Source organism: Pseudomonas plecoglossicida NBRC 103162 = DSM 15088 (assembly GCF_000730665.1).
Lineage (GTDB): Bacteria > Pseudomonadota > Gammaproteobacteria > Pseudomonadales > Pseudomonadaceae > Aquipseudomonas > Aquipseudomonas plecoglossicida.
The window spans coordinates 24,399-47,607 of record NZ_BBIV01000006.1; the positions used below are offsets into that span (position 1 = coordinate 24,399).

The 23,209-nt window shown below is 62.9% G+C and carries 22 protein-coding genes; 8 read left to right on the forward strand and 14 right to left on the reverse strand.

Features of this window, described 5'->3' with window-relative positions; genetic code table 11:
- Positions 1 to 164: 164 nt before the first annotated feature.
- The 5 genes from gltP to PPL01S_RS04255 form a co-directional block, all read right to left on the reverse strand.
- Positions 165 to 1,493, reverse strand: coding sequence for a glutamate/aspartate:proton symporter GltP (gene gltP, locus PPL01S_RS04235; RefSeq protein WP_016394223.1), 1,329 nt, complete (start codon positions 1,491 to 1,493; stop codon positions 165 to 167).
- Positions 1,494 to 2,230: 737 nt separating this feature from the next.
- Positions 2,231 to 2,701 carry an inhibitor of vertebrate lysozyme family protein gene (locus tag PPL01S_RS04240; RefSeq protein WP_028625693.1) on the reverse strand — a complete coding sequence of 157 codons (471 nt, stop codon included), beginning with the start codon at positions 2,699 to 2,701 and terminating at the stop codon, positions 2,231 to 2,233.
- A gap of 2 nt (positions 2,702 to 2,703) precedes the next feature.
- On the reverse strand, positions 2,704 to 2,865 hold the full coding sequence (locus PPL01S_RS24475; protein ID WP_003252966.1) for a DUF1328 domain-containing protein: 162 nt from the start codon (positions 2,863 to 2,865) through the stop codon (positions 2,704 to 2,706).
- Between the two features lie 39 nt (positions 2,866 to 2,904).
- A complete protein-coding gene (locus PPL01S_RS04250) occupies positions 2,905 to 3,189 on the reverse strand; it encodes a hypothetical protein (RefSeq protein WP_016394225.1) in 285 nt (94 codons plus the stop codon).
- A gap of 175 nt (positions 3,190 to 3,364) precedes the next feature.
- Positions 3,365 to 4,186, reverse strand: a complete 822-nt coding sequence (locus PPL01S_RS04255; RefSeq protein ID WP_016394226.1) for a BON domain-containing protein — start codon at positions 4,184 to 4,186, stop codon at positions 3,365 to 3,367.
- A 208-nt stretch (positions 4,187 to 4,394) separates the two neighbouring features.
- Between PPL01S_RS04255 and algB the strand changes: the two genes are divergently transcribed.
- Positions 4,395 to 5,741 (forward strand): sigma-54-dependent response regulator transcription factor AlgB, encoded by a 1,347-nt coding sequence (algB, locus tag PPL01S_RS04260; protein WP_016394227.1) that lies wholly within the window; start codon positions 4,395 to 4,397, stop codon positions 5,739 to 5,741.
- Positions 5,738 to 7,516 (forward strand): KinB sensor domain-containing domain, encoded by a 1,779-nt coding sequence (locus PPL01S_RS04265; protein ID WP_033743489.1) that lies wholly within the window; start codon positions 5,738 to 5,740, stop codon positions 7,514 to 7,516. The genes algB and PPL01S_RS04265 overlap by 4 nt, the downstream gene beginning before the upstream one ends.
- A 9-nt stretch (positions 7,517 to 7,525) precedes the next feature.
- Here PPL01S_RS04265 and PPL01S_RS04270 read toward each other — a convergent pair whose 3' ends face one another.
- The 7 genes from PPL01S_RS04270 to PPL01S_RS04300 all read right to left on the reverse strand — a co-directional run bounded on the left by PPL01S_RS04270 (position 7,526) and on the right by PPL01S_RS04300 (position 14,685).
- Complete coding sequence (locus tag PPL01S_RS04270; RefSeq protein WP_028625691.1) at positions 7,526 to 9,145, reverse strand: EAL domain-containing protein; 1,620 nt, start codon at positions 9,143 to 9,145, stop codon at positions 7,526 to 7,528.
- 71 nt (positions 9,146 to 9,216) lie between these two features.
- On the reverse strand, positions 9,217 to 9,993 hold the full coding sequence (locus PPL01S_RS04275) for an N-acetylmuramoyl-L-alanine amidase (RefSeq protein WP_211252431.1): 777 nt from the start codon (positions 9,991 to 9,993) through the stop codon (positions 9,217 to 9,219).
- A gap of 64 nt (positions 9,994 to 10,057) precedes the next feature.
- Positions 10,058 to 11,980 (reverse strand): GGDEF domain-containing protein, encoded by a 1,923-nt coding sequence (locus tag PPL01S_RS04280; RefSeq protein WP_028625689.1) that lies wholly within the window; start codon positions 11,978 to 11,980, stop codon positions 10,058 to 10,060.
- A 96-nt stretch (positions 11,981 to 12,076) separates the two neighbouring features.
- Positions 12,077 to 12,931, reverse strand: a complete 855-nt coding sequence (locus PPL01S_RS04285; RefSeq protein ID WP_016394232.1) for an endonuclease/exonuclease/phosphatase family protein — start codon at positions 12,929 to 12,931, stop codon at positions 12,077 to 12,079.
- Positions 12,932 to 12,943: 12 nt separating this feature from the next.
- Positions 12,944 to 13,579 (reverse strand): thiol:disulfide interchange protein DsbA, encoded by a 636-nt coding sequence (dsbA, locus tag PPL01S_RS04290; RefSeq protein WP_016394233.1) that lies wholly within the window; start codon positions 13,577 to 13,579, stop codon positions 12,944 to 12,946.
- 154 nt (positions 13,580 to 13,733) lie between these two features.
- The gene (locus PPL01S_RS04295; RefSeq protein WP_016394234.1) at positions 13,734 to 14,351 is read right to left on the reverse strand and encodes a c-type cytochrome; all 618 of its coding nucleotides are present in this window, start codon (positions 14,349 to 14,351) and stop codon (positions 13,734 to 13,736) included.
- 31 nt (positions 14,352 to 14,382) lie between these two features.
- A complete protein-coding gene (locus tag PPL01S_RS04300; RefSeq protein ID WP_016394235.1) occupies positions 14,383 to 14,685 on the reverse strand; it encodes a c-type cytochrome in 303 nt (100 codons plus the stop codon).
- A 193-nt stretch (positions 14,686 to 14,878) separates the two neighbouring features.
- On the opposite strand from PPL01S_RS04300, the gene yihA reads away from it, so the two are divergent.
- A complete protein-coding gene (gene yihA / locus PPL01S_RS04305; protein WP_016394236.1) occupies positions 14,879 to 15,511 on the forward strand; it encodes a ribosome biogenesis GTP-binding protein YihA/YsxC in 633 nt (210 codons plus the stop codon).
- Between the two features lie 373 nt (positions 15,512 to 15,884).
- Here yihA and polA read toward each other — a convergent pair whose 3' ends face one another.
- On the reverse strand, positions 15,885 to 18,632 hold the full coding sequence (gene polA / locus PPL01S_RS04310; protein ID WP_016394237.1) for a DNA polymerase I: 2,748 nt from the start codon (positions 18,630 to 18,632) through the stop codon (positions 15,885 to 15,887).
- 74 nt (positions 18,633 to 18,706) lie between these two features.
- Between polA and PPL01S_RS04315 the strand changes: the two genes are divergently transcribed.
- Positions 18,707 to 18,994, forward strand: a complete 288-nt coding sequence (locus PPL01S_RS04315; RefSeq protein WP_016394238.1) for a DUF2782 domain-containing protein — start codon at positions 18,707 to 18,709, stop codon at positions 18,992 to 18,994.
- Between the two features lie 69 nt (positions 18,995 to 19,063).
- A complete protein-coding gene (locus PPL01S_RS04320; protein WP_016394239.1) occupies positions 19,064 to 20,014 on the forward strand; it encodes a homoserine kinase in 951 nt (316 codons plus the stop codon).
- Positions 20,015 to 20,111: 97 nt separating this feature from the next.
- Here PPL01S_RS04320 and PPL01S_RS04325 read toward each other — a convergent pair whose 3' ends face one another.
- Positions 20,112 to 21,068: a zinc ABC transporter substrate-binding protein gene (locus tag PPL01S_RS04325; RefSeq protein ID WP_081663586.1), complete on the reverse strand. Its 957-nt coding sequence runs from the start codon at positions 21,066 to 21,068 to the stop codon at positions 20,112 to 20,114.
- An 18-nt stretch (positions 21,069 to 21,086) separates the two neighbouring features.
- Here PPL01S_RS04325 and zur point away from each other — a divergent pair, with 18 nt between their 5' ends.
- The 3 genes from zur to znuB are packed head-to-tail and all read left to right on the forward strand — an operon-like array spanning position 21,087 to position 23,117.
- Positions 21,087 to 21,572: a zinc uptake transcriptional repressor Zur gene (zur, locus tag PPL01S_RS04330; protein ID WP_016394241.1), complete on the forward strand. Its 486-nt coding sequence runs from the start codon at positions 21,087 to 21,089 to the stop codon at positions 21,570 to 21,572.
- The gene (gene znuC / locus PPL01S_RS04335; RefSeq protein WP_016394242.1) at positions 21,569 to 22,342 is read left to right on the forward strand and encodes a zinc ABC transporter ATP-binding protein ZnuC; all 774 of its coding nucleotides are present in this window, start codon (positions 21,569 to 21,571) and stop codon (positions 22,340 to 22,342) included. Before zur ends, znuC begins: the two co-directional genes overlap by 4 nt.
- Positions 22,335 to 23,117, forward strand: a complete 783-nt coding sequence (gene znuB, locus PPL01S_RS04340; RefSeq protein WP_016394243.1) for a zinc ABC transporter permease subunit ZnuB — start codon at positions 22,335 to 22,337, stop codon at positions 23,115 to 23,117. The genes znuC and znuB overlap by 8 nt, the downstream gene beginning before the upstream one ends.
- Positions 23,118 to 23,209 lie beyond the last annotated feature (92 nt).

Here is a 23,209-nt window from a genome sequence, read left to right on the forward strand (position 1 = left end):
GCCCGAATGATAACTGGTTTAGCCTGTACCGGCCTCATCGCCGGCAAGCCGGCTCCCACACAGGCTGCAGTGTCCTCTGTGGGAGCCGGCTTGCCGGCGATGAGGCCCCTGCAGACAACAAAAAACCCCGACAAGTCGGGGTTTTTTTGTTCAACGCATCAGGCTCAGCGCTTGGCGGCTTCGCCAACCACGGCCGCTTCCTGCTTGTCAGAGATCAGCGAAGCATAGTACTGCTCGCCCTTGGCGGCGTCGTACATGCCTTCCCAGCGAGCGATCACCAGGGCAGCCAGGGCGTTGCCGACCACGTTCAGCGCGGTACGGGCCATGTCCATGATGCGGTCGACACCGGCAATGAAGGCCAGGCCTTCCAGCGGGATACCGACGCTGCCCAGGGTGGCCAGCAGCACCACGAAGGAGACACCCGGCACACCGGCGATACCCTTCGAGGTGACCATCAGGGTCAATACCAGCAGCAGCTGCTGGCTCCAGGACAGGTCGATGCCGTACAACTGGGCGATGAAGATCGCCGCGATGCTCTGGTACAGGGTCGAACCGTCGAGGTTGAACGAGTAGCCGGTCGGTACCACGAACGAGCAGATCGACTTCGGCGCACCGTACTTTTCCATCTTCTCGATCACGCGCGGCAGCACGGTCTCGGAGCTGGAGGTGGAGTAGGCGAGGATCAGCTCATCTTTCATGATGCGCATGATCTTGATCACCGAGAAGCCGAACAGGCGCGCCACCAGGCCCAGCACCATGAAGGCGAAGAAGGCGATGGCGAAGTACACCAGCAGCACCAGCTTGGCCAGCGGCAGCAGCGAGCTGAAGCCGAAGTTGGCGACAGTCACGGCGATCAGGGCGAAAACACCGATCGGGGCGTAGTTCATGATCATGTGAGTGACCTTGAACATGGTTTCCGACACGCCCTGGAAGGTACGCACCAGCGGCTCGCGCAGGTCGGCCTGCAGGCTCGACAGGCCCAGGCCGAACAGTACCGAGAAGAAGATGATCGGCAGCATCTCGCCACGCATCAGCGCTGCGAAGATGTTCGACGGGATCAGGTTCAGCAGGGTCTCGATGAAGGCATGCTCATGCTGCACCTCGGCCGCAGTGGCCTGGTACTTGGAGATGTCGACGGTACCCAGGGTGCTCATGTCGATGCCGGCACCGGGGTGGAACAGGTTGGCCAGCACCAGGCCGACGACGATGGCGATGGTGGTCACCACCTCGAAGTAGATGATGGTCTTCAGGCCGATGCTGCCCAGTTTCTTCGCGTCGCCAACCCCGGCGATGCCCACGATCAGCGACGAAATCACGATCGGGACGACGATCATCTTGATCAGGCGAATGAAGATGTCACCGGCAGGCTGGAGGACGTTGCTGATCCACCATGCCTTTTCTGCACTGAAGTGATTCAGCAGTGCGCCGATTGCAACGCCCAGGACCAGACCGATGACGATCTGCCAGGCGAGGCTCAGTTTTGCCTTCTTCATGTCTTTACCCTTTGTTCTAGTGGTCACGGGCACCGACCGGAAAAGCGCGTAACAGAGCCGTTGGCAACGTCACGGGCAGCAGCAGCTTCCGTCCGGAGACCTCATGTAAGGACACCGCGATCGAGCGTCTAGGCGCTCGGGCCAGCGAAAAAGGCGGCAACTATTGCGATGGGAAAGGATGAAATCTAATGCCGGAAGCGTATACCCCATACCGATTAAGCATACTGATCTGCGTCAAAATGGGCCGCTCGCAAGTCCTTGATTTACAACGTTCGGAATTCCGAACAAGACCAAAGCGCCATTTTTAGGCATTTTTGACAGCTGGGAGAGGGGAGGAAATATGGCTTGTTCGACAATCCGAATGGCCAAAATGGCACTTGCGTTGCCAAGAGGTGGGCTCGAAAAAAAATGATGTACGGTCAAGACAAGATGTGTCCTGACAGCAAAAACTGAAAAGTCAGCCACAAAAGCAGAAATGGCGCCTCGGAAGCCAGGCCTCGATAGCATGGTGTGAAACATGCCGGACCTGAAGCTTCCGAATCTGCCTTTTCCTGACCCGGCCCAATCCTGGAGGCACTCCCTGTACCCCTAGGCCACTCCGATCCTGCAACAATCAGAACAGCCCGGCCCCTTGGTCATGTGTCGCCCCTCCTCGGGGCGGCGCATCATAGAAGCGAGAAATATAGAAAGGTTCCGCTTCTATCACATGACAGCGCGCGACCGCTTGTCGATGACGCTCAATACCATTTCGGGTCGCGCTTGAGTTGCTCCTGCAACATTGCCTTCATGCCGTCGTCGGGTTCACCCAGCCAACGGTATTGCGCGTGGCGGGTGGGCGACTTGTCGCTCGGCAGGCCCTCGGGCACTTCAACGAGCATGCCGTAGGCATCATCCTTGTCCCAGCTGAACGCCACGATCAGGCGCTTGTACGTGCAGTTCTCCTGGGATTCGCACAGTGGGCCGACCAGGTACTTGTCGCCGTCTTCGGTCACTGCCGACATCTGCTGCTGAGAACTGCCCGTCAGATTGATCACCCAATCGGGCAGGCGTTCCTCACCTTTGAGTGCGTCCTGCCAGGTTTCCCGGTATTGAGGGTCCGAGCCGAGCAATTGATCGACCCGGACCTGGCCATCATTGGCCGCCATGGCCCCTGTACTACACGCCAGCATCAGGGCGCCAGCCATGGCTGTGCAAAGCTTCCTGCCCATCGTCAACCTCGACCACGTCCAAAGAAGAAGGAGGCTACGAACAGGACCAGGAAGACAATGAACAGGATCTTCGCGATACCCGTAGCGGCGCCAGCGATACCACCGAAGCCAAGTACGGCGGCGACAATGGCGATGATGAGGAAAGTGATAGCCCAGCTAAGCATGATGCTTCTCCTTTCTTTTTGGAAAATCGATCCAGCTCGTCAGAACACCCAGCGTTCCTGCGGTACGACATTTTCCACAGTGCCCGGGGCGGTATTGGCCGAAGGCAGCGGTTGGGCGGCCTTCACCAAGGTATTGGCGCGCGTGGCCTGGATGTGCGTCAGCAGCGCAGTTTGCGCCGCCACCTGCTCAGCCAGTCGTGCGGTCTGCCAGCTGTAGTAGAAGAGGCCGGCGGCCAAGGTCAGCAGCATCGCTATCCCGAGCAACAGGATTTGACGCAGGGGAAGTGCGACAGTGTGCGAGCGGTTGACGGATTGGCGGTTCATGCCGGTTCTCCTGCTGTAATTTTTCTATTCAAACCTGAGTAGGTAATTGCAGCCTGCATGCCAGCCTTTCGACTCAATAAAAATACTTATAAATCAATTAGTTACATGAATTCCTCATTCTTTCGAGGGACGTATCCTGCACGATGGGCACTGTAGCGTCGTGCGAATTGCACGATCAGCCCTCGACCTTGGTCGCCACTTTCAACAGGTCGGCGTCTACCCCGCGCACCCCGATGATCTGGCGGGCAATCTCCACGGCCACGGTTTTCTGCTCACTGCTGAGCACTTCGCCAGACAGCCGCACCATGCCCTCCTCACTGGCTACCTTTATGTTCAGCCCGTCCAGATTGCGGCTGAAGCGGAAGCTGTTCTGGATCTTGTCGATCACCCAGCTGTCCTTTGGCTGCGGCCCGCTGGACGCATCCACCGGCGTCTCCCGGGCCTTGGCCATGGCCACGGTATCCAGACTGACCAGGTTGTTCACCAGGTGCACGCCATCGGTTGTGCGCGCCACTACCCCGGCCAGCTCCTTGGCTTCTGTACTGTCGACCTTGCCGCGCAAGGTCACCACGCCATCGCTGCTTTGCACGTCGATGGCGGCTTTTTCCGTGACTCGGCTCCACAGCAACCGGGCCCGGATCACGGCGGCCAGGGTGGCGTCCTCCAGGCGCTGGGCGTAGGCACGCAGCTCCAGCGGCCGCTCGACCAGTTCGGCATTGACCCGCAGTTGGTTGTCGACCTGCTCGATACCCCGGGTGGCCAGCGCCACCTGCTCTGCCAGCTGACGCTCGACCTCGTTCTCCACCTCGCCGACCAGGCGTGCACGAGGCCCCTCGACCTCGACCTGGATGCGAAATGGATTGAGCATCTCGTTGAGCGACAGCGCCGTTTGCAGCGCACCTTCAAGGCGTGCGTCCTTGACCGGGTCGGCGATGGCCGACGTGCAAATGGCGAGGAGGCTGACCGTTATCGCGGCCATTCGGGTGGAAAAGGGCATGACTGCACTCCTTTGTGGGCAAAATCCGTAAATCGTCGCAACCAATGTGCCAGCGCGTTGCTCTAAGGAAATCATCGACAAATCAGGGAAGAAGGCGGGGGTCAGGCCATTGGCTAGCATGCAAAGGACAGAATCCTTCAGAATTGACCATGCAACTTGCCCGATTTTTCCCACACTAATTGAAGACCTATCCTAAGGAGCGCAGGAAATGGAGTCAGCCCAGGACAACCAAGGCCGCATTCTGCTGGTGGACGATGAGTCCGCAATCCTGCGTACCTTCCGCTATTGCCTGGAAGACGAAGGCTACAGCGTGGCCACGGCCAACAGCGCCGCACAGGCCGAAACCTTGTTGCAGCGCCAGGTGTTCGACCTGTGCTTCCTCGACCTGCGCCTGGGTGAAGACAACGGTCTGGATGTACTGGCGCAGATGCGTATCCAGGCACCGTGGATGCGGGTGGTGATCGTCACCGCGCATTCGGCGATCGATACCGCCGTCGATGCCATTCAGGCAGGCGCCGCCGATTACCTGGTCAAGCCTTGCAGCCCCGATCAGCTGCGCCTGGCCACCGCCAAGCAACTGGAAGTTCGCCAACTGTCGGCACGTCTGGAGGCGTTGGAAGGCGAAATCAAGAAACCCAAGGACGGCCTCGACTCCCACAGCCCGGCGATGATGGCGGTGCTGGAAACCGCACGGCAGGTGGCTACCACCGATGCCAACATCCTGATCCTTGGCGAGTCGGGTACCGGCAAGGGCGAACTGGCCCGGGCCATTCATGGCTGGAGCAAGCGGGCACGCAAGGCATGCGTGACCATCAACTGCCCCTCGCTGAATGCCGAACTGATGGAGAGCGAGCTGTTCGGCCACACCCGCGGCGCCTTCACCGGTGCCAGCGAGAGCACCCTCGGGCGGGTCAGCCAGGCCGACGGCGGGACGTTGTTCCTGGATGAAATCGGTGATTTCCCGCTGACCTTGCAACCGAAACTGCTGAGGTTCATCCAGGACAAGGAATATGAGCGGGTAGGCGACCCGGTGACCCGCCGCGCCGACGTGCGCATCCTTGCCGCGACCAACCTGAACCTGGAGGAAATGGTGCGCGATAGCCGTTTCCGCGAGGACCTGCTGTACCGCCTGAACGTCATCACCCTGCACCTGCCGCCACTGCGCGAGCGCAGCGAGGACATTTTGACCTTGGCCGACCGCTTCCTGGTACGCTTCGTCAAGGAATACTCACGCCCGGCCCGCGGTTTCAGCGACGAGGCCCGTGCCGCGCTGCTCAACTACCGCTGGCCTGGCAATATCCGCGAGCTGCGCAACGTGATCGAGCGTGCCAGCATCATCTGCCCGCAGGAGCGCGTGGAGATCAGCCACCTGGGCATGGGCGAGCAGCCAGCCAGCAATGCTCCCCGCGTGGGCGCAGCGTTGAGCCTGGATGAGCTGGAGCGCGCCCACATCGGTGCGGTGCTGGCAGCCAGTGACACGCTCGACCAGGCCGCCAAGACGCTGGGCATCGATGCTTCGACCCTCTATCGCAAACGCAAGCAGTACAACCTGTGAGACGGCCGTTGAAGCTGCGCACGCGGCTTTTCCTCAGCATTTGCGCACTGGTCACGGTGGCCCTGCTAGGGCTGATGCTGGGCCTGGTGAGCGTGATGCAGATGGCCACGGTGCAGCAGAAGTCGGTGCGCGATACCACCCAAGCCCTCGAAACGGGCCTCAAGCTGCGGCAGAACCTGGGTGAACAACTGACGTTGATACTTGATGAGGGCACAGCGCCGGAAAGTCTGCAGTCCCTGCAGGAAAGCTTTCAGGGGCTCTTGCGACAAGGGCTCGAACACGGTGGCGAACGCACCGGTTTCAGCAAGGCCAGCAGCAACTATCAGGCGTTCCTCCAGGCTTACCGCGACAGCCCGGCACCGGCACGCAGCATGGGTGCCGATCAGCCATTGGGCGCGGCGTTCAACCAGGTTCGAACCGACCTGATCGACTCCCACAAGCAAGCACTGGAATACATCACCCGCAGTGAGGAACGTACTCGCGATCGCGCCTTGCTGGTCAGCGGAGTGCTCGGCCTGATGGGCCTGGTGGTGCTGGTCCTGGGTTTCATCACCGCGCACAACATCGCCCGTCGCTTCGGCCAACCGATCGAGGCCTTGGCCAAGGCGGCCGACCAGCTCGGCCAAGGCAACTTCGATGTCACCTTGCCGGTGACCCAGGCCATCGAGCTCAACCAGCTGACGCGTCGCTTCGGCCTGATGGCCGATGCCCTGCGCAAGCACCAGGCCACCAACGTCGATGAGCTGTTGGCCGGCCAGCAGCGCCTGCAAGCGGTGCTCGACAGCATCGACGATGGCTTGCTGATCATCGACCGCCAGGGCCACCTCGAACATCTCAACCCCGTGGCCCAGCGTCAGCTGGGATGGGACACCAGCCGTGTCGGCAGCAGCCTGGCCGAAGCGCTGCAGCGCCCGGAACTGGAGCAGCAACTGCGCCAGGTGCTGCGCGGCGGCAGCCTGGATCGTCCGCCTGACGACTTGAGCATCGAGGTCGATGAAGAGTCTCGTCTGCTGACCTACAGCCTGACCCCAGTCAGTCACCCGCAGGGGCCGATCCTTGGGGCGGTGATGGTGTTGCATGATGTCACCGAGCAACGCGCATTCGAACGCGTGCGCAGTGAATTCGTGTTGCGCGCCTCCCACGAGTTGCGCACCCCGGTCACCGGCATGCACATGGCCTTCGGCTTGCTGCGCGAGCGCATCAAGTTCCCACCCGAAGCGCGCGAAAGCGATCTGCTGGACACCATCGGCGAGGAGATGCAGCGCCTGACCCAGTTGATCAACGACCTGCTCAATTTCTCGCGCTATCAAAGCGGGCTGCAAAAGCTCGAACTCGCGCCATGCGCCATCGATGATCTGCTGGACCGTGCCCGGACACGTTTCAGCGAGTCGGCCTCGGCCAAGCAGATCGAACTGTTGCAGGAACTGGAGTTGCCGCTGCCGCGCATTCAAGCCGACATCGCGCAACTCGACCGCGTGCTCGACAACCTGTTGCACAACGCCATCCGCCATACCGCCAGGGGTGGGCGCATACGGCTGCATGCGCGGCGGCATGCAGAGCGGGTAATCATCAGCGTCGAGGACAACGGTGAAGGAATCGCCTATGGCCAGCAGGGGCGGATCTTCGAGCCGTTCGTACAGGTCGGGCGCAAGAAAGGCGGGGCAGGGCTGGGCCTGGCATTGTGCAAGGAAATCGTCCAGCTGCATGGCGGGCGAATGGGCGTATTTTCCCGGCCGGGGCAGGGCACGCAGTTCTACATGGCGCTGCCGGTGTGAGGCCTGCGCTCAAGGCTCATCATCGATGCGCTGGCGCCTGACCTGCCGCCCGCGCGTCACCAGCTCGGCGAACTGCCGTGCATTCAGCGGGTGGGCGAACAGCCAGCCCTGCCCGTAATTGACCCCTTCGCTGTTGAGCAGCACCGCCTGGGCTTCGCACTCGATGCCCTCGGCTATCACCCGCAGATGAAGGTCATGGGCCATGCGAATGATGTGCGGCGCTACCCCACTGCTGGCGGCATCGTGGCCCAGCGCATCGATGAATGCCTTGTCGATCTTCAGGCAGTCCACCGGCAGGGTCTGCAGATAGGCAAGGCTGCAGTAGCCGGTGCCGAAGTCATCGATCAGCACCTGATGCCCTACGGCACGCAGCGCTTGCAGGTTGTCGCGGGCCACCACCACATCGATCAGCCCGCGCTCGGTGACCTCGAAGGCGATCTGGCTGGCTGCGACCCGGTGCAGCGCCAGCAGCCGCGCCGCCACCCGGCCGATGCGCGGCGCCATGACATCGCAGGCGGCGAGGTTCACCGAGATGTACAAATTGCGGTGCGAACGCAACAACTGGCCAAGCTGCTCCAGCACGCGCTGCAGCACGAAATCGGTGATTTGCCGGATCTGCCCGGTGTTCTCGGCCAGTGGAATGAACAAATCCGGGCTGGTCAGTGTGCCATCGGGTCGCCGCCATCGCACCAGCGCTTCGGCGCCCACGCAGCGCCGGCTATCGAGTTCGATGATGGGCTGGTAGAGCACCTGCAGTTCGCCGCGCCGCAGCGCATTCTGCAGCTCCGAACTCATCGAGCGGCGCTGCAGGATCAGCTGCAGCACCAGCCAGCCAATGCAACAGGCCGCCAGCACGCTGCCGGGGAACAGCAGCCAGAGCATGCCGTTCATCCGCAGCGGCAAGCTGGCCCGCGGCGCGATCAGCACCAGCTGGTAGTCCGGGGATTTGGTCGGCATGCGATAGACCAGGCGGTCATGCAGTTCGAACAGCGAATTGCCGCTGGGTGGCGGCCAGCTGTTGGCCGGTGGCCAGACCTGCGGCGGGCCCAGCACCGGAATGGCCCGCGTGCCATTGTCGAGCACCACCAGCAAGCTGCCACCGGGCGGCAGGTCGACCACGTCTGTCAGGTGCCCGCGCGAGGTGGAAACCAGGAAATTGCCCCGCGCGAGCATCAGGGCCGCGAGGTTTTCGTTGGGCTCGGTGGTGGTATTGAGCCAGTAGCTGTAGGTCGGCCCCTGGATATCCGGCGCCCGTTTGGGGACGAAGGCCCTGGCACCGCCACGGTTTGAGCAGGCGACATTGACGTCGACGTAGGCGGCCTCGTAGATGAACCGGGAACCCAGCCCAACCTGTTGCAGCAATGCCAGCATCGCCGGGCTGCACCCCCGAAGCGGCTGCCCCTGCAGTTCGTCGACCCCCTCACGCAGTTGCCCGAAGACTTGCTCCAGACGATCGAGAAAGCGCTCGCCCTGGGCGTTCATCTGCGCGCTCTCGCTTTCCTTCATCTGCTGCAAGGCAATGCCGATGCTGGCGGTCAGCAATACTGCGGCGCTGGCCACCGCTGCCAAGGAAGCCAGCATCCAGGGTCGGTAGAAAAATTGGCGAAGCGCAGTTATCAGGGCCGACATGGGCAGCATCCAGTTGATATCCAAGGTATAGCAACTGAATCGAAGATTGGCCTGCCCGTTTGGCAGAGGACTTAGCGCATGCGGTTGAGCACCTGCAGCATGGCAGCCGTCTGGGCGTCAGGCGTGCCATCGAAGCGCTGCGGTCGAAAACGCATCTGGAAGGCCGCAATCACGTGCCGCGTAGCGACATCCAGCTGCCCCGTCTGCTCGATAGCGTAGCCAAAGCGGGCCAGCTCTTGCTGGTACCAGCCGATGGTTGGCGGGCTCGTATTGAAGTAGGCCTGCTGCCGGGCCACGGCGTTGGCCTCGGGCCAGACCCCAAGCCCGGCATAGGCCAGGCGCTTCCACGGGAACAGCGGACCCGGGTCGAGCTTGCGCAGTGGCGCGATGTCGCCGTGGCCGATGATGTGCCGCGGCTCGATGTGGTTGCGCTTGACGATGTCCTTGAGCAAGGTGATCAACGACTGGATCTGCGCTTCCGTGTACGGGTACCAGACACGCCCGTTGGGCGTATCGTCGAACCCTGGGTTGACGATTTCGATGCCGATCGAGCTGGAGTTCAGCCAGGTCCGGCCTTGCCACTCGCTTTCACCGGCATGCCAGGCGCGGCGGTTTTCGTCGATCAGCTGATAGATCGTGGCCGGGCCATCGCCGATCAGGTAGTGGGCGCTGACTTCACCATGGGTCAGCAACGCCAGCGAGCGCTCCAGCGAAGCATTGGTGTAATGCAGGACGACGAACTGGATGCGGTCGTCCTGGTTGGCAGAGGGGTGGCTGCGGTCGATGCGCAAGCCCGTGGAGCACCCTGCCAGGATCAGCAGCAGGAATGCGGAAATCAGCGCTTTCATAGGAGAAGCCAAGTGATGAGCCGATAACGCAACAGCATAACGTATGCGCGTCCGGCCCACCTGCTCAGCTTTGTTCCACCCGATTGCGGCCTTGGTCCTTGGCTCGGTACAGCGCCGCATCGGCGCGTTTGAGGACCTGGTCGCCACGCTCGCCGGAACGGAAGGTGCTCAGGCCGATGGAGGTGGTGATGACCACACGCTCGCCCTTGAAGTGGAACGGGCAGGCCTCGATGGTCGCACGCAGCACTTCGGCGACCTGGGCAGCAACGGCAAGCGACGTCTGGGGCAGCAGAACGACGAATTCCTCGCCGCCGAAACGGGCAATGAAGTCACGCGCCCTCAGGCGCTTGCGCAACTGGTCGGCGACGATCTTCAGCACTTTGTCGCCCGCCAGGTGGCCATAGTTGTCGTTGATCCGCTTGAAGTGATCCAGGTCGAGAATCGCCATCGCCAGATGGCCACTCTTGTCCTGCCAATCGAGCATCTCGCGCTCGACTTGCTCGCTCCAGGCGGCGCGATTGGGCAGACCTGTCAGCGGGTCGATCAGGGCTCTCTGCCGCTGCTCCTCCAGATGTTCGCGATAGCCGAGGGCTTCCTGTTCCATGCTTGCGACCCGCTCCGCCAGGCCTTGCAGGCGCCCCGCCAGTTCCTGTTCACGACGGTCGCGTTCATGCTGGTGATCGTCCATGGTCCCCAATAGACCTTCCAGGCGGTTTTCCAGGATGTGCTTGAGGCTGTCCACGTCGGCCGCACCCTGCACGCTGCTGTGCAGGTCGTCGACCTGCTCGCGCAGCTGGCTATCCAGTTCACGGGCGGCCGAACTGTTGTCGGCATGGCCTGCACTGGCTTCGTGCAAATGGCTCTGGAAACTTTCCAGGCGTTCGTTGAGCTGCTGCAGGTAGGTTTCGAACTCGTGCTGCCCGCTGTCGGTAATCGCCAGCATGAGCACCGCCAGGTCATCCAGGACCGGGATCAGTTCGTACCAGTTCAAGCCTCGGGCGACGCGCTCGCGCATCGCCAGTGCCTGAGCCTTGTGACGTTCCGGCAGGCTCAGGTCATCGAGCAGGCCGAGCAGCGTCTGCTCGATATGCGCGGCAACCTGACTGTAGGGCGGCTCTACCGCGTCCGGAAGCGAGTAGGGGCCATCTTCGCCGAACGTCTGTTCGAGGCTTGGCAGGGCTTCGGTCTCGGCTGTCGCGGCCTCGGGCAACGCTGACGCTACCGCACCATCGCGGGCATCCGGCTCGGGCTCCGAGTCTTCATTATTGATTTCCGGTTCGACAACCGCCATCTCAGGCGCTTGCTGGTCTTGCTCGGTTTCCGCCGCTGATGCAAGCGGGCGCAGCTCGTCGACATCGCAGGGCGGCACGTCCACCAGCGCGGGACCTTCAGGCTGCGCCGGTGCTTCGACTTGCGCTTCGACGGCCGGAGGCACTGGGTCGTTATCCGTTTCCGGGTCACTGTCGCGGTGGCCGAACAGCCGCTGCAGCAAACCAGGCCGCGCGTGTTCGTCCGGCCTGGTCAGCGATGACAGGGCACGTCCCTGCAGGCCGCTGAGCTCACCCAGCAAGGGCGGCAGCTCACGTGACTGACTGACGCCACCGTCGAGTTTCTTCGCCAGCTTCTTCAGCGGGCGGGAAACTTCACCGGGCAGCGGCAGGCCTTGCAGCTGGCCAACCAGCGCGGTCAGCGCATCGCTGACCTGGTTCATTCGCGTCTCGCGGCGCTGCTCGGAGTCCAGCACGGCCTTTTCCAGGCGCGGGATCAACCCGGCAAGGCCGGCGTCCATGTTGTCAGTGCGGATGACCTCGCGCATCTCCTTCATGCACTGGTCGACGACCTTGTCGCTACCCTCGGCGGCAAGAGAACTTCGTACCAGCCCTCGGCGCAGCAAGTCGAGGCGGGCAGCCCAGCGACGCTCGAGCTTTTCCTGTTGTTCGATGCTTTTGAGGTACTTTTCTTTCCAGCGCTCGGCTTCTTCGGTCATGCCTGGATCCGCGACGGGTGATGCATCTGAGGGACGGGAATAAACGCTGTCGGCGCGCACTTCCAACACTTGAGGGTGCACGAGGCGTTAGCTGATCTAGCTCAAGACCGGCAGCGTATCCACAGTCAGTGCATCCGGCAATCGGATCTCCACGGCGACCGGAAGATGGTCGGAAATCGGCTGCGCCAGTACCTCGACCCGCTCCAGGGTCAGGCTCGAGCTGAGCAGGATATGGTCCAGGCAGCGCTGCGGGCGCCAGCTGGGGAAGGTCGCTTCGACCTGAGGGGCGACAAGGCCCAGGTCGCGCAGGGGGGAATGGTCGAGCAAGTCGGTGGCATGGGTGTTCATGTCGCCCATGAGCACCTGATGGCGGTAGCCGCCGATCAGCTCGCGAATGTAGGCCAACTGGCGGGCGCGGGTCTTGGCGCCCAGCGCCAGGTGCATCATGACCACGATCAGCGCATCTTCACCTTCGCCGAAGCGCACCAGGATCGCACCGCGCCCCGCCGGGCCGGGCAGGGGGTGGTCTTCGAGCAGGTGTGGCTTGAGCCGGCTGAGCACGCCGTTGCTGTGCTGGGCAAAACGCCCGAGGTTGCGATTGAGCTGCTGGTACCAGTAGGGGAAGGCGCCCAGGTGGGCAAGGTGCTCCACCTGGTTGACGTAGCCCGACCGCAGGCTGCCGCCGTCGGCTTCCTGCAAGGCCACCAGGTCGAAGTCGTTGAGCAGGTCGCCAATCTTCTGCAGGTTGCCGGCCCGCCCGTTGTGCGGCAACAGGTGTTGCCAGCTGCGGGTCAGGTAATGGCGATAACGTTCGGTGCTGATGCCGACCTGGATGTTGAAACTGAGCAGCCGCAGGCGACCATCCTCGGGCAGGCCAGGGGCCTGCAGGTGATGCTCGTTGACCTGCGGCTGGTGCAAGCCAATGCCACGCGCGGATCTGAAACGGCGCATGGGATTCGCCGCTTACTTAGCGGCGCGCTCCTTGGCAATCAGTTGGTCGGCGACGTTCAGCACGCCGTCCGGGCCGCCCGCGGTACCCAGGTCGAAGCGGTACTTGCCGTTGACGACCATGCTCGGTACGCCGGTGATTTCATACTTCTTCGCCAGTTCCTTGGCCTGGTTGACCTGGCCCTTGATGGCGAAGGAGTTGAAGGTGGTGAGGAACTTGTCCTTGTCGACACCCTGAGTGGCGAGGAAATCGGCCATGTCCTGAGGGTCGGTCAGGCGCTTCTTCTGATTCTGGATGGCATCGAACACGGCGGCGTGGACCTTGTGCTCGACGCCCATGGCTTCGAGGGTCAGGAACATCTGGCCGTGGGCATCCCAAGGGCCGCCGAACATGGCGGGCACGCGCTTGAAGTTGACGTCTGCCGGCAGTTTCTCTGCCCATGGATTGACGGTCGGTTCGAAGTGGTAGCAGTGAGGGCAGCCGTACCAGAACAGCTCGACCACTTCGATCTTGCCGGGCACGGATACCGGAACCGGGTCGCTCAGCTCGATGTACTCCTTGCCGGCCGTGACAGGCTCTGCTGCCTGGACGGCGGCCATACCGAAGACGCTGGCAGCGACCAGCGCGGCGCTGAGAATCAGTTTACGCATGCTTTACTCCTGAGCATTCATAGGTCGCCTCGACGCGACCTGTGCTTCAGACAGGTCGGGAAGGGCCCGAGTTCTGTAGTGTAACGGCTGCGGACAGAAAAAAGGGCGGTCCGCGCCGCCCTTTCATCTTTAGCGTCTGCGCATTAACCGAATGTTAATGCAGACCCTGGATGTAGCTGGCCAATGCCTCGATATCGTGGTTGCTCAGCTTGCCGGCGATGGTGCGCATGGTCATCGCATCGCCATCGTTGGTACGGTTGCCCTCACGGAAGTCGGTGAGCTGCTTGGTCACGTACTGCGAATGCTGGCCACCCAGATGCGGGAAGCCGGCCAGTGCGATACCCGCGCCATTGGGCGAGTGGCAGCCGGTACAGGCAGGCATGCCCTTTTCCAGGTCGCCACCATTGAACAAGGCGCGGCCACGCTCGACCAGCTTCGGATCGGCGGCGCCGACACTGCCTTTCTGGCTGGAGAAGTAGGCGGCAATGTCGGCCAGGTCCTGCTCGCTGAAATTGGTCAGCATGCCGGTCATTTCCAGCACGGTACGCTTGCCCGACTTGATGTCGTGCAACTGCTTCTCCAGGTAGCGCTGGCCCTGGCCGGCCAGTTTCGGGAAGTTCGGCGCCAGGCTGTTGCCGTCGGGGTTGTGGCAGGCCCCACAAACGGCCGTTTTGGCCTGGCCGGCGGCGGCATCGCCTTTGATGGGGTCCGCAGCAGTGGCTGCACCGGCGACACCCATGGTCAACAGCAGACTCACGACTAGTTTGTTCATCAGCTAATCCAACACGGCTAAGGGTGAAATGTTATGTATCGGGACTGCCGCTCATCCAAAGGATGACCAAACGGTAGTCCTCGGCACTGCAGTCCATGCACAATCCACGCGGCGGCATAACCTTGAAACCCTGTGTAACATGCGTCTGAAGTACCTCCATGCCTTTCGCCAGCCTTGGCTCCCACGCTGCCAGGTCGCCCTTCTTGGGTGCCTGTGGCAACTGCCCGGCGTGACAGGCCGCACACGTGCGGTTGTACAACGCCTCGGGATCCTGTGTAGCCTGTGCGCTGAAAAACGGCAGGAACATACCGACAGCAAGCAGCCATTTCGCCATGCGAAACGACCTGACAGGGTTGGGGGACGCGCTGCGTTCTGATGCGCGAGCTATTGTTCGACACCCCATGCACATTCCCCTTCGCTGGGAGAATGAGCACACAAAAACTGGGGCATTATATACTTCCGCCATCCAAACGGAAACGACACCGCTTGCCGGCCTAGGCTTTGGCAACACCCACATCGGATATCCCATGCAAGTCAAGAACCCCATCCTCGGCCTCTGCCAGAAAGCCAAATTCGCCCTCAGCGCTGCCAAGGTCGAACAATGCCCGGACGACCAGGGTTACGAGGTGGCTTTCGCCGGCCGCTCCAACGCCGGCAAATCCAGCGCCCTCAACACCCTGACTCATGCCAGCCTGGCGCGTACCTCGAAGACCCCAGGACGCACCCAGCTGTTGAATTTCTTCAGTCTGGACGATGAACGGCGTTTGGTCGACCTGCCGGGCTATGGATATGCAAAAGTTCCGATTCCGCTCAAGCAACACTGGCAGCGCCACCTGGAAGCCTACCTGGGCAGCCGCGAGTGCCTGCGCGGGGTGATCCTGATGATGGACGTGCGCCATCCCATGACCGACTTCGACAAGATGATGCTCGACTGGGCCAAGGCCAGCGGCATGCCGATGCACATCCTGCTGACCAAGGCCGACAAGCTGACCCACGGCGCGGGCAAGAACACCCTGCTCAAGGTGCAGTCGGAGATTCGCAAGGGCTGGGGTGATGGCGTGACCATCCAGCTGTTCTCGGCACCCAAGCGCTTGGGGCTTGAAGAAGCCTACAAGGTGCTGGCGGACTGGATGGAGCTGGAAGACAAGCCAGTGGCCTGAGGCGGCCTCATCGCCGCCAAGCCGGCTCCCACGTGACCCTGTGGGAGCCGGCTTGCCGCCGATAGGGCCAGCACCGACACCCCAAATTCCGGGCAAAAAAAACCCCGGACTTCGTATGGGGAGGGGGAAGTTCGGGGTTCAAGTCCGGACCGCTAGGGCGGGGTCCAGATATCTGCCAACACTTAACACAACATAGGAGCATCGAAAGGCTTCACCAGCCATTCAGTTACTCTGAGTCCCGTTTCACCAGATTAGTTCCGAAGACCTGAAAACTATTTGCGATAGTTTCATGAAACTTCCAAACCGATGGCATTGAGCCATGCCAGGATCCGCGTCACTACGCCGCAGATCCTACACAGCTTTGCCTGCTCAATCAGTGAGCTTCGTCCCAATTCGCGCCAATACCGACTTCGACCAGCAACGGCACATCCAGTTGCGCGGCGTTGCTCATGTGCCCGCGGATTTCATCTTTCACCTGCTCGACCAGGTCCTCACGCACTTCCAGCACCAGTTCGTCGTGCACCTGCAGGATCACGCGCGCCTCCAGGCCGCTTTCGCTCAGCCAATTGTCGACGTTGACCATTGCCCGCTTGATGATGTCGGCGGCGGTGCCCTGCATCGGCGCGTTGATCGCCGTGCGCTCGGCGCCCTTGCGCAGGGCAGGGTTCTTGGCATTGATGTCCGGCAGGTACAGGCGGCGGCCGAACAGGGTCTCGACGAAACCTTGCTCCGCAGCCTGGGCGCGGGTGCGCTCCATGTAGGCCAGCACGCCCGGATAGCGCGCGAAGTAACGGTCGATGTAATCCTGTGACTGCTTGCGGTCGACGCCGATCTGCTTGGCCAGGCCGAACGCGCTCATGCCGTAGATCAGGCCGAAGTTGATGGCCTTGGCGCTGCGACGCTGGTCGGTGGTGACCGCTTCCAGGGCGACGCCGAACACCTCCGCCGCCGTGGCACGGTGCACGTCCAGGTCATTGCGGAAGGCGTGCAGCAAGCCCTCGTCCTTGGCCAGGTGCGCCATGATGCGCAGCTCGATCTGCGAATAGTCCGCCGCCAGCAGCTTGTAGCCCGGGCTGGCAACGAACGCCTGGCGAATGCGCCGGCCCTCGGCAGTGCGAATCGGGATGTTCTGCAGGTTCGGGTCGCTCGACGACAGGCGCCCGGTAGCCGCCACGGCCTGCTGGTAGGAGGTATGGATGCGCCCGGTACGCGGGTTGATCTGCCCCGGCAGCTTGTCGGTGTAAGTGCTCTTGAGCTTGCTCAGGCTGCGGTACTGCATCAGCACCTCAGGCAGCGGGTAGCCTTGCTCGGCCAGTTCATCGAGCACCGATTCAGCGGTGGAGGGCTGGCCCTTGGCGGTCTTGCCCAGCACCGGCATGCCCAGCTTGTCGTACAGGATCGCGCCCAGCTGCTTGGGCGAACCGAGGTTGAATTCCTCACCGGCCAGCTCATGGGCACGGCGCTCCAGCTCGGCCATCTTCACGCCCAGCTCACCGCTCTGCACCTGCAGCAATGCGGCATCGACCAACGCCCCCTGGCGCTCGATCTTGGCCAGTACGGGCACCAGCGGCATCTCGATGTCCATCAGCACCGGCAGCACGCTCGGCGTCTTGGCCAGGCGCGCCTGCAGCGCCTGGTGCAGGCGCAAGGTGATGTCGGCATCTTCGGCAGCGTATGGGCCGGCCTTGTCCAGGTCGATCTGGTTGAAGGTCAGCTGCTTGGCGCCCTTGCCGGCGATGTCCTCGAAGGCGATGGTGGTGTGGTCGAGGTACTTCTGCGCCAGGCTGTCCATGTCGTGACGGGTGGCAGTGGAGTTGAGCACATAGGACTCGAGCATGGTGTCGTAGGCCACACCGCGCATCTCGATGGCCGGCGAGCCATTGGCCAGGATGTTGATGTCGTACTTGGCGTTCTGCCCGACCTTGGCCTTGGCCGGGTCTTCGAGCAACGGCTTCAGGGCCAGCAGCACGGCTTCGCGGTCGAGCTGGACCGGTGCGCCTTCATAGTCATGGGCCAACGGCACGTAGGCCGCCTGATGGGCCTCGACGGCGAACGACAGGCCCACCAGCTGCGCCTGCTGGGCATCCAGGCTGGTGGTCTCGGTATCGAACGCGAACAGCGGCGCCTGGCGCAGCTTCTCCAGCCATTGATCGAAACGGGCCTGGTCGAGGATGGTCTCGTACTTCGGCTCTACCTTGGCGGCAGGCTCCTCGGCCGGAGCAATCTCGTCGCCAGCCTTGGCCGCGTCGCGCTGCACGTCGGCGATCCAACTCTTGAACTCCATCTCGGTATACAGCGCCATCAGCGCTTCGCGGTCCGGCTCGCCGCACACCAGCGCGTCCACTTCGATGTCCAGCGGCACGTCGAGCTTGATGGTCGCCAGCTCATAGGACAGGAACGCGGCGTCGCGGTGCTCCTCAAGCTTCGCCGGCAAGGTCTTGGCGCCACGGATGGCCAGCGCCGGCACCTTGTCGAGGTTGGCGTACAGGTCGCTGAGACCACCGCCGATACCGGTCAGCAAGCCGACAGCGGTCTTCTCGCCAACACCGGGTACGCCTGGGATGTTGTCGACCTTGTCACCCATCAGGGCGAGGAAATCGATGATGTGCTCCGGACCGACGCCGAACTTTTCGTGCACACCGGCCACATCCAGCACACTGCCGGTCATGGTGTTGACCAGCGTGACGTGGCCGTCCACCAGCTGCGCCATGTCCTTGTCGCCGGTCGAAATGATCACCGGCCGGCCCTGGGCGGCACTGCTGCGCGCCAGGGTACCGATCACGTCGTCAGCCTCCACGCCTTCCACGCACAGCAGCGGGTAGCCCAGTGCCTTGACGCTGGCGTGCAAAGGCTCGACCTGGACCCGCAAGTCGTCCGGCATGCTCGGGCGGTTGGCCTTGTACTCGGCGAACATGGCATCGCGGAAAGTGCCACCCTTGGCGTCGAAGACCACGGCGAACAGGCTGTCCGGGTACTGTTTGCGCAGGCTCTTGAGCATGTTCAGCACACCCTTGACCGCGCCGGTGGGCATGCCCTTGGAAGTGGTCAGCGGCGGCAGCGCGTGGAAAGCGCGGTAGAGGTAGGAGGAACCGTCCACCAGGACGAGAGGCGCTTGGCTCATGAGGAGAATCAACCTTTTCGGCGGGTCCGGAGCTAGAATAGCCGGATCGATGACGACAAAAGGACAAGGTTATCATGCGTTCACTCAATCGCCTGTTACTGCTCGGTCTGCTGGCAACCATGCCGGTCGTCACCCTGGCGGCGGACGACGCCCCCTCGGCCGATCCCGAGGTGACCATTCGCACGGAAGGCGATAAAACCATCCAGGAATACCGTCAGAACGGCTTCCTGTATGCGATCAAGATCACGCCGAAAAACGGCAAGCCTTATTTTCTGGTACGCGCCGATGGCTCCGATGGCAATTTCATTCGATCCGACCAGCCGGACATGCTGATCCCGTCCTGGAAGATCTTCGAGTGGTAATCTGACGCGTATCGTTCACATCAACTCGGCACTTCCCCGGCGAAGTGCCCGCATGGGCATTCTTTCATCATGTCAGTCTTCACCCCCGTGACCCGGCCTGAGCTGGAAACCTTTCTGGCGCCTTACCAGCTGGGCCGTCTGCTCGACTTCCAGGGTATTGCCGCCGGCACCGAAAACAGCAATTTCTTCGTCAGCCTCGAACAGGGGGAGTTCGTCCTGACGCTGATCGAGCGCGGGCCCAGCGAGGACATGCCGTTCTTCATCGAACTGCTCGATACCCTGCACGCTGCCGACATGCCGGTGCCCTACGCCGTGCGTGACCGCGACGGCAATGGCCTGCGCGAGCTGTGCGGCAAGCCTGCCCTGCTGCAGCCGCGGCTGTCGGGCAAGCACATCAAGGCGCCGAACGCCCAGCACTGCGCCCAGGTCGGCGAGTTGCTGGCGCACATTCACCTGGCTACCCGTGACCACGTCATCGAACGCAAGACCGACCGTGGCCTGGACTGGATGCTGGCCTCCGGTGCCGAGCTGATGCCACGCCTCACCGCCGAACAGGTGGCGCTGCTGCAACCGGCACTGGACGAGATCACCGCGCACAAGGCGCAGATCCTGGCCTTGCCGCGTGCCAACCTGCATGCCGACCTGTTCCGTGACAACGTGATGTTCGAAGGCACTCACCTGACCGGTGTGATCGACTTCTACAACGCCTGTTCCGGGCCGATGCTGTATGACATCGCCATCACCGTGAACGACTGGTGCCTGGACGAGCAGGGTGCGATCGATGTGCCACGCGCCCAGGCGCTGCTGGCGGCCTACGCGGCGCTGCGGCCGTTCACCGCAGCCGAGGCCGAGCTGTGGCCGGAAATGTTGCGTGTCGGGTGCGTGCGTTTCTGGCTGTCGCGCCTGATCGCGGCCGAATCGTTTGCCGGGATGGATGTGATGATCCATGACCCGAGCGAGTTCGAGGTGCGCCTGGCGCAGCGTCAGCAAGTGGCGTTGCACCTGCCGTTCGCGCTCTGACCTCGAAGGCCCCATCGCCGGCAAGCCGGCTCCCAGCAAGAGAGTTCACGCCTCCATTGTGGGAGCCGGCTTGCCGGCGATAGGGCCAGCCCAGCCATCACAACTGCTCCAGGCACCCCGCCAGGTCACCGCCCAGCTTCTCCAGCAAACGCTCATACCCCTTGGCGTCCACAGAGTCCGTGCCACCCAGCGCATCCAGCTCGGCCAACCGCACCGGCAGCCCCGCCGTCAGCGTCTGCGCCAGACGCGGCCGCAGCGGCGGTTCGCTGAACACACAGGTCTTGCCCACTTCCTGCAGGCGCTGGCGCATGGCCGCGACGTGCTGCGCCCCCGGCTGCACCTCCGAGGCCACACTGAACACACCGGTGTGTTTCAGCCCATAGGCCGACTCGAAGTAGTCGAACGCCTCGTGGAACACGAAGTACGGCTTGCCAGCGATACCTGCCACACGCGCCTTGATGCGGGCATCCAGGCCATCAAGACGCTCGCTGAACGCCTTCAGGTTGCTCTGGTAGCGCGCCGCATTGGCCGGGTCCGCCGCCGCCAGGTCCGCCGCCATCTTCGCCGCGATGACCCGGGCATTGGCCGACGACAGCCACAAATGCGCATCCAGGCTACCCGGACGGTGGTCGTGGTCATGCTCGTCGTGGTCGTCTTCTTCGTGGGAATGGCTGTCCTCGCCGAAGTGACGCAGTTGCAGGCCGGGCAGCGACTGCACGGCTACCGCCGGCTTGCTGCGGCTGCCCAGCACCCGCGGCAGGAAACTTTCCATGTCCGGGCCGATCCAGTACAGCAAGTCGGCATCGCCCACCCGCCGCACGTCGGAAGGGCGCAGGGCGTAATGGTGCGGCGAAGCACCGGGCGGCAGCAGCACTTCAGGGCTGCCCACGCCGTCCTGCACGGCAGCGGCAATCTGCTGCAGCGGCTTGATGCTGGTCAGCACGCGCATGTCTGCCTGCGCCGAGCAGGCGATGAAAGCGACAAAAAGCACAAGGAATCGGGACACGGTGAATACTCGTCTCGTCGGAAACAGGTAACATAATAACGTCTCCATCCAGAACCGTCGCTGCCCATGTCCATCACGCCGCTGGCCCACCGCCCCCACGATCACTCCCATTGCGTGCACAGCGCCCTGGCCGAAGCCGATGCCCTGTGCGCGCGCCAGGGCCTGCGCCTGACCGCGCTGCGCAAGCGCGTGCTGGAGCTGGTGTGGCAGAGCCACAAGCCGCTGGGTGCCTACGACATCCTTGCCGTGCTCAGCGAGCAGGATGGCCGCCGCGCCGCGCCGCCCACCGTGTACCGCGCCCTCGACTTCCTCCTGGAAAACGGCCTGGTGCACCGCATCGCCTCGCTCAATGCCTTCATCGGCTGCAGCCACCCGGAACACGCGCACCATGGCCAGTTCCTGATCTGCCGCGTGTGCCACGTGGCCATCGAACTGGAACAGGACAGCATCAGCGACGCCATCGTCGCCAGCGCCAAGGGCGTGGGCTTCACGGTCGAGACCCAGACCGTGGAAATCGTCGGCCTCTGCGGCAACTGCCGGAGCGCAGCATGAGTGACGCCCTGATCCGCCTCGAGCAGGTCGGTGTCACCTTCGGCGGCGAGGCGGTTCTCGACAGCATCGACTTGTCGGTAGCACCCGGCCAGATCGTGACCCTGATCGGCCCCAACGGTGCCGGCAAGACCACCCTGGTGCGCGCAGTACTGGGTTTGCTCAAACCGCACCGCGGCAAGGTCTGGCGCAAGCCGAAGCTGCGGATCGGCTACATGCCGCAGAAAATCCAGGTGGACCCCACCCTGCCGCTCTCGGTCCTGCGCTTCCTGCGCCTGGTGCCGGGCGTGGACCGCGCAGCGGCCCTGTCAGCGTTGCAGGAAGTCGGTGCCGAGCAGGTGATCGACAGCCCGATCCAGACCATTTCCGGGGGTGAGATGCAGCGCGTGCTGCTGGCCCGGGCACTGTTGCGCGAGCCCGAACTGCTGGTGCTGGACGAACCCGTGCAGGGCGTCGACGTGGTCGGCCAGACCGAGTTGTACAACCTCATCACCCGCCTGCGCGACCGTCACGGCTGCGGCGTGCTGATGGTCTCCCACGACCTGCACCTGGTCATGAGCGCGACCGACCAGGTGGTCTGCCTGAACCGCCATGTGTGCTGCTCGGGCCACCCCGAGCAGGTCAGCAACGACCCGGCCTTCGTCGAGTTGTTCGGCCAGAACGCCCCGAGTCTGGCCATCTATCACCACCATCATGACCACAGCCACGACCTGCACGGCTCGGTCGTGGCCCCTGGCGCCCATGTTCACGGAGAGCACTGCAAGCATGGCTGATTTTCTTCTTTACGCCTTGCTTGCGGGTCTTTCCCTGGCACTGGTGGCGGGCCCGCTTGGCTCGTTCGTGGTGTGGCGGCGCATGGCCTACTTCGGCGACACCCTGTCCCACGCCGCACTGCTGGGCGTGGCCCTTGGCTTCGTGCTGGACATCAGCCCGGCGCTGGCGGTGACCGTCGGCTGCCTGCTGCTGGCGATCCTGCTGGTTACCTTGCAGCAACGTCAGCCGCTGGCTTCGGACACCCTGCTCGGCATCCTTGCACCCAGCACCCTGTCGCTGGGCCTGGTGGTACTGAGCTTCATGAAAGATGTGCGCATCGACCTGATGGGCTACCTGTTCGGTGACCTGCTGGCCATCAGCCCCGGCGACCTGGGCTGGATCCTCGGTGGCAGCACCCTGGTATTGCTGTTGCTTGCAGCTCTGTGGCGGCCACTGCTGGCGATCACCGTGCACGAGGAACTGGCGATGGTCGAAGGCCTGCCGGTGGCCGGCCTGCGCATGGCGCTGATGCTGCTGATCGCCGTGGTGATCGCCGTGGCCATGAAGATCGTCGGCGTACTGCTGATCACCTCGCTGCTGATCATTCCGGCCGCTGCGGCGCAACGCCATGCCCGCTCGCCCGAGCAGATGGCGCTGGGCGCCAGCTTGCTGGGCATTGTCGCGGTGTGTGGTGGCCTGGCCATGTCCTGGTTCAAGGACACGCCGGCCGGCCCATCGATCGTGGTCTGCGCGGCGGTGCTATTCTTGCTGAGCCTGGCCCTGCCAAAACGCTGAAGCGCGGGGTACACGTTGGTGTGCCCTGCAACTTTTTCGCGGGTAAAGGGTCTGTAAGACCTGTTTTCGAGCGTGCGCACCTGGGTGTAGAC

What these genes read in the sequence shown, in the direction of transcription:
- PPL01S_RS04300 (WP_016394235.1), bottom strand. Translation starts at nt 14,685, where the DNA reads ATGGCGAAATGGCTGCTTGCTGTCGGTATGTTCCTGCCGTTTTTCAGC.
- PPL01S_RS04325 (WP_081663586.1), bottom strand. Translation starts at nt 21,068, where the DNA reads ATGGAGACGTTATTATGTTACCTGTTTCCGACGAGACGAGTATTCACC.
- znuB (WP_016394243.1), top strand. Translation starts at nt 22,335, where the DNA reads ATGGCTGATTTTCTTCTTTACGCCTTGCTTGCGGGTCTTTCCCTGGCA.
- PPL01S_RS04320 (WP_016394239.1), top strand. Translation starts at nt 19,064, where the DNA reads ATGTCAGTCTTCACCCCCGTGACCCGGCCTGAGCTGGAAACCTTTCTG.
- PPL01S_RS04240 (WP_028625693.1), bottom strand. Translation starts at nt 2,701, where the DNA reads ATGGGCAGGAAGCTTTGCACAGCCATGGCTGGCGCCCTGATGCTGGCG.
- zur (WP_016394241.1), top strand. Translation starts at nt 21,087, where the DNA reads ATGTCCATCACGCCGCTGGCCCACCGCCCCCACGATCACTCCCATTGC.
- PPL01S_RS04315 (WP_016394238.1), top strand. Translation starts at nt 18,707, where the DNA reads ATGCGTTCACTCAATCGCCTGTTACTGCTCGGTCTGCTGGCAACCATG.
- PPL01S_RS04280 (WP_028625689.1), bottom strand. Translation starts at nt 11,980, where the DNA reads ATGACCGAAGAAGCCGAGCGCTGGAAAGAAAAGTACCTCAAAAGCATC.
- algB (WP_016394227.1), top strand. Translation starts at nt 4,395, where the DNA reads ATGGAGTCAGCCCAGGACAACCAAGGCCGCATTCTGCTGGTGGACGAT.
- PPL01S_RS24475 (WP_003252966.1), bottom strand. Translation starts at nt 2,865, where the DNA reads ATGCTTAGCTGGGCTATCACTTTCCTCATCATCGCCATTGTCGCCGCC.
- dsbA (WP_016394233.1), bottom strand. Translation starts at nt 13,579, where the DNA reads ATGCGTAAACTGATTCTCAGCGCCGCGCTGGTCGCTGCCAGCGTCTTC.
- polA (WP_016394237.1), bottom strand. Translation starts at nt 18,632, where the DNA reads ATGAGCCAAGCGCCTCTCGTCCTGGTGGACGGTTCCTCCTACCTCTAC.
- PPL01S_RS04275 (WP_211252431.1), bottom strand. Translation starts at nt 9,993, where the DNA reads ATGAAAGCGCTGATTTCCGCATTCCTGCTGCTGATCCTGGCAGGGTGC.
- znuC (WP_016394242.1), top strand. Translation starts at nt 21,569, where the DNA reads ATGAGTGACGCCCTGATCCGCCTCGAGCAGGTCGGTGTCACCTTCGGC.
- PPL01S_RS04295 (WP_016394234.1), bottom strand. Translation starts at nt 14,351, where the DNA reads ATGAACAAACTAGTCGTGAGTCTGCTGTTGACCATGGGTGTCGCCGGT.
- yihA (WP_016394236.1), top strand. Translation starts at nt 14,879, where the DNA reads ATGCAAGTCAAGAACCCCATCCTCGGCCTCTGCCAGAAAGCCAAATTC.
- PPL01S_RS04285 (WP_016394232.1), bottom strand. Translation starts at nt 12,931, where the DNA reads ATGCGCCGTTTCAGATCCGCGCGTGGCATTGGCTTGCACCAGCCGCAG.
- PPL01S_RS04270 (WP_028625691.1), bottom strand. Translation starts at nt 9,145, where the DNA reads ATGTCGGCCCTGATAACTGCGCTTCGCCAATTTTTCTACCGACCCTGG.
- gltP (WP_016394223.1), bottom strand. Translation starts at nt 1,493, where the DNA reads ATGAAGAAGGCAAAACTGAGCCTCGCCTGGCAGATCGTCATCGGTCTG.
- PPL01S_RS04255 (WP_016394226.1), bottom strand. Translation starts at nt 4,186, where the DNA reads ATGCCCTTTTCCACCCGAATGGCCGCGATAACGGTCAGCCTCCTCGCC.
- PPL01S_RS04250 (WP_016394225.1), bottom strand. Translation starts at nt 3,189, where the DNA reads ATGAACCGCCAATCCGTCAACCGCTCGCACACTGTCGCACTTCCCCTG.